Consider the following 7,858-nt stretch of genomic DNA (forward strand, 5'->3'; position numbering starts at 1 on the left):
ATTTCGTTTTCGGACGTTATACCTTATTTCGCAATATGGAAGGACATCAACAGATCATCCTGTGATACAGTATCTCCCTGCTGAACGTAAATCTTGTCAACGGTACCGGTAATCTTGGATACAACAGTTGTCTCCATTTTCATGGCCTCTACAGTGAGAAGCGGCATGTTTTCTGTTACTGCATCGCCTTCTTTTACAAGAACTTTTCCAACCGTACCCGGGATAGAAGAACCAAGATGCTGCGGGTTTGTCTTGTCAGCTTTCAGCTTGCGGTCAGCTTTGATCTCAAGATTCTTATCCTGGATCTTGACGGTACGAAGCATACCATTTACCTGGAATGTAAGGGTACGGACACCATTTTCATCCGGTTCACCTTCCTCCAGATATTTGATCAGAAGCTGCTTTCCTTCACCGATATTCAGGTAAGTCTCTTCGCCTTTGCGTAATCCGTAGAAGTAAACATGACTTTCCAGACGGGTTACATCATTGTACATCTGGAAATGCTCGCAGTAATCTTCATAAACCTTCGGATACAGGGCATAGCTGATCGCTTTCTGGTTCATGACTTCTTCCGATTTATCACCATAATTATATTTCTCAACCAGATGCTTTTTGATGGATTCAAAATCAACCGGTGGGAGAGATTTACCCGGGCGGTCTGTCAGCGGTTCAATATCTTTCAGAACGATTTTCTGAAGCTCCTTCGGGAATCCGCCGTAAGGCTGTCCCATCATACCCTGGAAGTAGGAGACGACAGAATCCGGATAAGAAAGTCCTGCACCTGCAGTCAGGATGTTTTCTTTTGTCAGGCCATTTTTAAACATAAAGATGGCCAGATCACCAACAGCTTTCGAAGTCGGAGTAACTTTTACGATATTTCCAAGCAGATCATTGGCATCTTTGTATAATGCTTTGATGGATTCAAATTCATCTGCAGAACCCATGCTTGTAACCTGAGCCAAAAGGTTGGAATATTGTCCACCAGGAATCTCATATTTGTAAATTTCGGCATTCGGAGCTTTCATATCACTTTCAAACTGCTCGTAAACTTTACGGATGCGGCCATAGTAGCGGCTGAGCTCATCCAGTTCCTCAAAATCGAGCCCCGTATCACGTTTGCTTCCGCGCAGGGCTTCTACAACCGCATTCATGGAAGGCTGACTTGTCATGGAAGACATAGATTCAATCGCCAGATCCACGATATCTACACCTGCCTCAGCTGCCATCAGAACCGTGCTGACACCATTTCCGGTAGAATCGTGTGTATGCAGATGGAGCGGCACATGAAGTTCCTTCTTCAGAGCAGTTACGAGTTCTTTTGCGGCACGCGGTTTTAACAGTGCTGCCATGTCTTTGATGGCAATGGAATGACATCCTAAGGATTCCAGTTCAAGGGCCATATTTACATAATAATCCAGCGTGTATTTTGTCTCTTTCGGACTTGTGATATCGCCGGTATAACAAATGGTTCCTTCAACGATCTTACCTGTTTTTAATGCCTCGTCAATCGGCATTTTCATATTTTCAACCCAGTTCAGACTATCAAAAATACGGAACACATCAATACCATGTGAAGCGGAGATTTTAATAAACTCCTGAACAACATTGTCCGGATAGTTGCTGTATCCAACGGCATTAGAAGCACGCAGCAGCATCTGGATCAGAGTGTTTGGCATACGGTTTCTGAGAAGTTCCAGACGTTTCCATGGAGATTCTTTCAGGAAACGGTATGCTGTATCATAAGTAGCACCGCCCCATGCTTCGACAGAAAAAGCATTCTGCATGTATGCGTTTGTGGCATAGGCGGCACCGCACAGGTCTTTGCTTCTCATTCGTGTTGCCATCAGAGACTGCTGTGCATCACGCATAGTAGTATCTGTTACATATAATTTATCTTCTTTCAGAATTTTTTGCATGAAACCTTCTGCACCAAGCTTCAGGAATTCGTCACGGGCACCATAGACCGGTTTTGTCTGATCCAGTTTTGGAAGCACACGGTTTTCATAGTGTGGTTTCTGACCTTTCTGGGAGTTAACGATACGATCACCGATGAATTCAATAATCTTGGTCGCACGGTCCTGACTCTGTGTGAGCTGGAACAGCTCCGGTGTTTCCTCAATGAAGGTGGTATAACATTTTCCGGCAACAAAGGTCGGATGATGCAGTACATTGATCAGGAACGGAATATTTGTCTTTACACCACGGATACGCATTTCCTGTAAGGTACGGATCGATTTGCGAACAGCACCGGCAAACGTGCGGTCGTGGGAGATTGCTTTTACCAGAAGGCTATCGTAGTAAGGTGAGATGACAGCACCAGTGTAGGCATTACCACCATCCAGACGGATACCTTTTCCGGAACCGGAGCGGTAAACAGTGATCTCACCGGTATCTGGCATAAAGTTATTTGCAGGATCTTCTGTGGTGACACGGGTCTGGATGGAGTAACCATCGCAGTGAACATCATCCTGAGATTTGATATTGATCTCATCAGAATCAAGCGGATAACCTTCCGCTACCAGAATCTGGGACTGAACCAGATCAATATTTGTAATTTCCTCGCTGACCGTATGTTCCACCTGGATACGAGGATTCATTTCGATAAAGTATGGGTTGTTGTCTGCATCAACCAGGAACTCCAGAGTACCTGCATTGCGGTAGCCAACTGCTTTGGAAAGACGGATCGCAGAGTCGAAAATAATCTGACGGGTCTCATCCGGGATAGAGAATGCAGGTGCATATTCTACTACTTTCTGATGACGGCGCTGTACGGAACAGTCACGATCATACAGGTGAACAACATTTCCGTAATTATCACCTAAAATCTGAACTTCGATATGCTTTGGCGCACGCAGATATTTCTCAATGAAGATCTTGTCATCACCAAAAGCTTTTTTGGATTCATTTTTTGCTTCGTTAAATTCTTTCTCCAGATCTTCCATAGTATTTACGATACGCATACCACGTCCGCCACCACCGTTGGAAGCTTTCAGCATAATAGGAAAACCAACTTCTGCTGCGATTTTTGTCGCTGTATCAATATCTTTGATTGCATAATCAACACCAGGAATAATCGGTACCTGAGCATCGATTGCCATTTTTTTAGAAGAAATTTTGTCACCCATTGCATTCATGATCTGGCTGGAAGGGCCGATAAATACAATGCCGTTTCGCTCACAGGCATCTACAAAATCTGGATTCTCTGACAAAAATCCATAACCTGGATGGATAGCATCTACATTTGCTGCCAGTGCGATCTTGATGATGGTATCAATATCGAGATAGGCATCGATTGGTCCTTTTTCCGGATTCAGCGGATAAGATTCATCTGCTTTGGAACGGAAGAGTGCATAACGGTCTTCCTTAGAATAAATGCTGACGGTTGTGATTCCAAGCTCGTTTAAGGCTCGGAATACACGAATGGCGATCTCACCACGATTTGCTACCAGAACTTTTTTGAACTTTCTGATCTGTACCTGATTGTTCATGTGTCATACTCCTTTTAATTTTACATATTTTAATTAAAAAAATTTCCCCTTAGTGCCATTGTGTGACACCATAATTGAAAGTATATGGAAGTTGCAAGAAAAATGCAAGAGAAAAAACAAAATAATTCAAAAAAGTGCGAAAAAATGATAATGTTAAATAAATAACGAGTAAAAATGCAGGAAAATATTCTGAATGATGCAAAAAAAGAAAAGATAATTGTATATTATGCAAGATTTACTGCAAGATAGTAAAGCGGTGACGTCATGGAAAATGCATGGAACGATGATGAAAATGCAAAAGATATGTTGATGTGCAATCCTGCCAGCTTACGCTGGTCAGAATCACAAACCAAGTTTCACGCGCGTTCGATGTGAAATGTGCATTATAAGATGATCAGAGGCTGACGATATTCATTCTTCCGTTGAATATTGTTTTTTGAAAAAAGCATATGATTGTACAGATCGCTGGCATAAACATCAAGATCCAGAAGATTTTGCTGTTCAGGTGTCAGTGTCTGACGTTCTTTTGCAATTTTGCGCAGCAGCGGAATCTGACTGTGCTCCTGCAATTCCTTTAATAAAGGCGAAGCATCCTTTCGAAAACCTAGAATGCGGGCATATGGTGCATAATGACAGTTCTTTGCAGCAGCCAGAAGTTTTGCATCAATGCCAAGGAAGGAGTGCAGCAGATGACGACTGATGGCTGTATAAGTCTGGTTTTTCGTTTTCAAATCTGATACAAACTCAGACCAGCAGGTGAAAGATTCTAATTTATTTGCAATACGCTGTTCCAAATCGGTATAATCACTATCTAAATCAGAAAAAGCTGAATGCAGGAACTTACGGCAAAGTTCATAATATAACAGATCAGAAAAATCATCTTCCTGCAAAAAAGCATGGTTTTTATGCGCAGTTAGCAGAAGTTCACGAACGGAATCAGGAACCGTGTGTGTCAGCATTTGATTCAGCATTTCGGAATCAGTTTTCTGGCAGGAATTATCCTGAAAAATAAATTTGCGCAGGGCAGAAGCACTGGCAAGTTCAGTATCTGTATCGGCATCGTGATAGCCTGCTCCGGTTCGGGTAACGACAGATGGTTTCAATTTAAGGTCGTGTCGATGAATTGCTTTCATATATTCGATAGCGAGGATGTTGTTTGGTGATCCGAGCAGGTGTTCAAACTGAGCAAGTGTATCATTCATTGAACCAGAATCTAGCTGTTGAAGACAGTTAAGGGCAGCCTTTGCCCGGGCAGCCGGAAAACTGCATCCGCACTTCAATTCCTGCTCCAGATATTTCTGAAATGCAGGTGGTTCAGCAGCAAAAAAGTCAGCTAATCTGCCAAGCAGTTCAATATCAGAAGCAGTATCTGCTTCGGCACCAAAACTGATATGGGATACCACACCGAGTTTATCCAGCAGGCAGACACCTCCAAGGGCAAAAGATTCCGCACTGGAAGTGGCAGCAATTACAGGCAGTTCAATGACAAGGTCTATGCCATTTTCAAGAGCCATTTTTGTCCGGTCATATTTATTTACCAGGGCCGGGGCGCCACGTTGGACAAAGTTACCGCTTATGACAGCGATACAGTAATCGGCGTCCGTATTTTTTCTTGTTTCTTCTATATGAAAAGCATGTCCGTTGTGAAACGGATTATATTCTGCGATAATTCCTGTGACATTCATTGTGTCTGATACTCCTAAAATTATAAAATTGTTTGTCATGCAGACAAAGTGACGCACGTAACAATGCAAACATGCAATCTGTACGTTTTTATAGGAAAAAGCATAGCATGAAACATGCAGAAAAACAAACAAAATTGCGTGGAAAACAGATGAGATTTGACTTTTTTGATAAAAATTAGTGTATGAAAACAGATGCAAGAGCAAAAACTTACAAAAAACCATCTGGTAACCTCTTGCGAAACAAGAAAATTGAGATATAATGGATAAGACAGGTATTTTGACGGAAAGTCAAAGGAAAAATGAAGGGAGAACATAAATAATGAACGTATTAGTAATCAACTGTGGTAGTTCATCACTGAAATATCAGCTGATCAACTCTGACACAGAGGCAGTACTTGCAAAAGGACTTTGCGAGAGAATCGGTATTGACGGAAGACTTACATATCAGAAAGCAGGTCTTGACAAAGAGATTACAGAGGCTCCGATGCCTACACATAAAGAAGCTATCCAGCTTGTACTTGACGCTCTTGTAAATGAGAAAACAGGCGCAATCGCAAGCCTTGCAGAAGTAAATGCAGTTGGACACCGTATCGTACACGGTGGCGAGAAATTTGCTTCTTCTGCAGTTATCACACCGGAGATGCTTGCAGCAGTAGAAGAGTGCAACGACTTAGCACCGCTTCACAACCCGGCAAACTTAATCGGTATCCATGCTTGCCAGGAGCTGATGCCAGGTGTACCGATGGTTGGTGTATTTGATACTGCTTTCCATCAGACAATGCCGGAGAAAGCATATCTCTACGGACTTCCATATGAGTACTATGAGAAATATAAAGTAAGAAGATACGGTTTCCACGGAACAAGCCACAGCTTCGTATCCAAACATGTTGCAGAGTTCCTTGGCAAAGATCTTAACAATTCCAAGATCATCGTTGCTCACCTTGGAAACGGTGCTTCCATCAGTGCTGTATTAAACGGCAAATGTGTAGACACATCTATGGGTCTTACACCGTTGGAAGGTCTTGTAATGGGAACACGTTCCGGTGACATTGATCCGGCTATCATGGAGTTCATCGCTAAAAAAGAGAACCTTGATATCGCAGGCGTCATGAACGTATTAAATAAAAAATCAGGTGTACAGGGTATTTCCGGACTTTCCAGTGATTTCCGTGACCTTGAGGAAGGAATGGAAGCTGGAAACGAGCGTGCAGCAGCAGCTATCGAAGTATTCAGCTACCGCGTAGCAAAATACATCGGTTCTTACGTAGCAGCAATGAATGGTGTAGACGTAATCGCATTTACAGCAGGTATCGGCGAGAACGCTCCGCTTGTTCGTGATAAAGTATTAGCATACCTTGGATACCTTGGAATTACTGTAGATGAGGAAGCAAATGGCAAGAGAGGCGATGATATTGTAATCTCTACTCCGGATTCCAAAGTAACAGTTTGCGTAATCCCGACAAACGAAGAACTTGCAATTGCAAGAGAGACAGTAGCATTAGTAAAATAATTATATCAGTTCACTCATCACACAAAAATTACACAAAATGAAAAAAATCTGTTGACAAGGGATAATGTTCTGTGTATAATCAACTGAGTGTGATTCAGAACAATTCACTTAGATTCAGATAAATTGGAGGTGTAACGAGATGTCTATTTGTCCAAAAAATAAATCTTCCAAAGGTAGAAGAGATAGAAGAAGAGCAAACTGGAAAATGTCTGCTCCGACTTTAGTAAAATGCAGCAAATGTGGCGAGCTTATGGTTCCACACAGAGTATGCAAAGCTTGCGGTTCTTACAATAAAAAAGAGATCATCGCAGTTGACTAATTAGCAGAATATGTAATGAAATGAAGGAGTTGAGAGAAATCTCAACTCCTTTTTTGCGTGGGGAGACTCCTTTTTAACTAAATTTATATAAGTATGTTAGAAAACTTGCAAATGCGGATACTTTTGTGTAAATGCGAAGAAAAATAGTTTGATTATAGTGGCGGGAAAGTTGAACAAGCTGTATAATATATAGATAAGCTAACTGAATTGTAACAAAAGAGGAAGAATAAATGGCTATTGATAAATTGATAGAAACTGTTACTGAAAAGGTTATAGACAGTGAAAATACGATGAAATTGTGTGGAATGCTATTTCCGTATATAGGGTTGAATAAACGAGCAGTGGATATGTATGCTGAAGAATTAGAAAAATCAAATTTATCCGTTGAAGCAAAGCTATATTATTTGTTAAATGCAAAAAAAGAATTAAAACAAATTAAAAATCAACGAACAATAGCAGAAATAGCAATTAATAATGCAATTCCTGAGACTGATTTTTCGAGAAAATCAATGGTAAATGAAGAGTGGCTGGATCGTTTTATGGATTCGGCAAAATTTGTATCTCAAGAAGAAATACAAGTAATATGGGGGAAAATATTAGCAAAGGAATTTGAAAAACCAGGAAAAACACCTACTAGTATGATTCGAATACTGTCGGAAATAACCCCAGAATTGGCTTTAGTATTTAAGAAGATATGTGGCATGAAAATATTATTCTCTGAAATAGCGGAAACAGGTGAGCCGGGTGAAACGAATCAAATAGTGTTTGTACCTTACGATAAAAATAGTCTGCAAATAAAAAGTCAAGCAGAAATTAATGAACTTTGAAAATTTTATACAGGTTGAACGTAAGATAC

At 41.1% G+C, this 7,858-nt stretch carries 5 protein-coding genes; 3 read left to right on the forward strand and 2 right to left on the reverse strand.

Annotated features, from left to right (window positions below; genetic code table 11):
* Positions 1 to 23: 23 nt before the first annotated feature.
* Both Q0I54_RS08615 and Q0I54_RS08620 read right to left on the reverse strand, forming a co-directional pair.
* Complete coding sequence (locus Q0I54_RS08615) at positions 24 to 3,488, reverse strand: pyruvate carboxylase (protein ID WP_296118035.1); 3,465 nt, start codon at positions 3,486 to 3,488, stop codon at positions 24 to 26.
* Between the two features lie 383 nt (positions 3,489 to 3,871).
* Positions 3,872 to 5,173, reverse strand: coding sequence for a nucleotidyltransferase family protein (locus Q0I54_RS08620; RefSeq protein ID WP_296118036.1), 1,302 nt, complete (start codon positions 5,171 to 5,173; stop codon positions 3,872 to 3,874).
* Between the two features lie 319 nt (positions 5,174 to 5,492).
* Here Q0I54_RS08620 and Q0I54_RS08625 point away from each other — a divergent pair, with 319 nt between their 5' ends.
* From Q0I54_RS08625 to Q0I54_RS08635, 3 genes are all read left to right on the forward strand, one after another.
* Complete coding sequence (locus Q0I54_RS08625) at positions 5,493 to 6,683, forward strand: acetate kinase (protein ID WP_296118039.1); 1,191 nt, start codon at positions 5,493 to 5,495, stop codon at positions 6,681 to 6,683.
* A gap of 139 nt (positions 6,684 to 6,822) precedes the next feature.
* Positions 6,823 to 7,002 carry a 50S ribosomal protein L32 gene (gene rpmF / locus Q0I54_RS08630; protein WP_021737685.1) on the forward strand — a complete coding sequence of 60 codons (180 nt, stop codon included), beginning with the start codon at positions 6,823 to 6,825 and terminating at the stop codon, positions 7,000 to 7,002.
* A gap of 230 nt (positions 7,003 to 7,232) precedes the next feature.
* The gene (locus Q0I54_RS08635) at positions 7,233 to 7,829 is read left to right on the forward strand and encodes a DUF2806 domain-containing protein (protein ID WP_296118042.1); all 597 of its coding nucleotides are present in this window, start codon (positions 7,233 to 7,235) and stop codon (positions 7,827 to 7,829) included.
* The last annotated feature ends 29 nt before the right edge of the window (positions 7,830 to 7,858 follow it).

Source organism: uncultured Eubacterium sp. (genome assembly GCF_934295145.1).
In the GTDB taxonomy this organism is placed as follows: domain Bacteria; phylum Bacillota; class Clostridia; order Lachnospirales; family Lachnospiraceae; genus Eubacterium_I.

What these genes read in the sequence shown, in the direction of transcription:
- rpmF (WP_021737685.1), top strand. Translation starts at nt 6,823, where the DNA reads ATGTCTATTTGTCCAAAAAATAAATCTTCCAAAGGTAGAAGAGATAGA.
- Q0I54_RS08615 (WP_296118035.1), bottom strand. Translation starts at nt 3,488, where the DNA reads ATGAACAATCAGGTACAGATCAGAAAGTTCAAAAAAGTTCTGGTAGCA.
- Q0I54_RS08635 (WP_296118042.1), top strand. Translation starts at nt 7,233, where the DNA reads ATGGCTATTGATAAATTGATAGAAACTGTTACTGAAAAGGTTATAGAC.
- Q0I54_RS08625 (WP_296118039.1), top strand. Translation starts at nt 5,493, where the DNA reads ATGAACGTATTAGTAATCAACTGTGGTAGTTCATCACTGAAATATCAG.
- Q0I54_RS08620 (WP_296118036.1), bottom strand. Translation starts at nt 5,173, where the DNA reads ATGAATGTCACAGGAATTATCGCAGAATATAATCCGTTTCACAACGGA.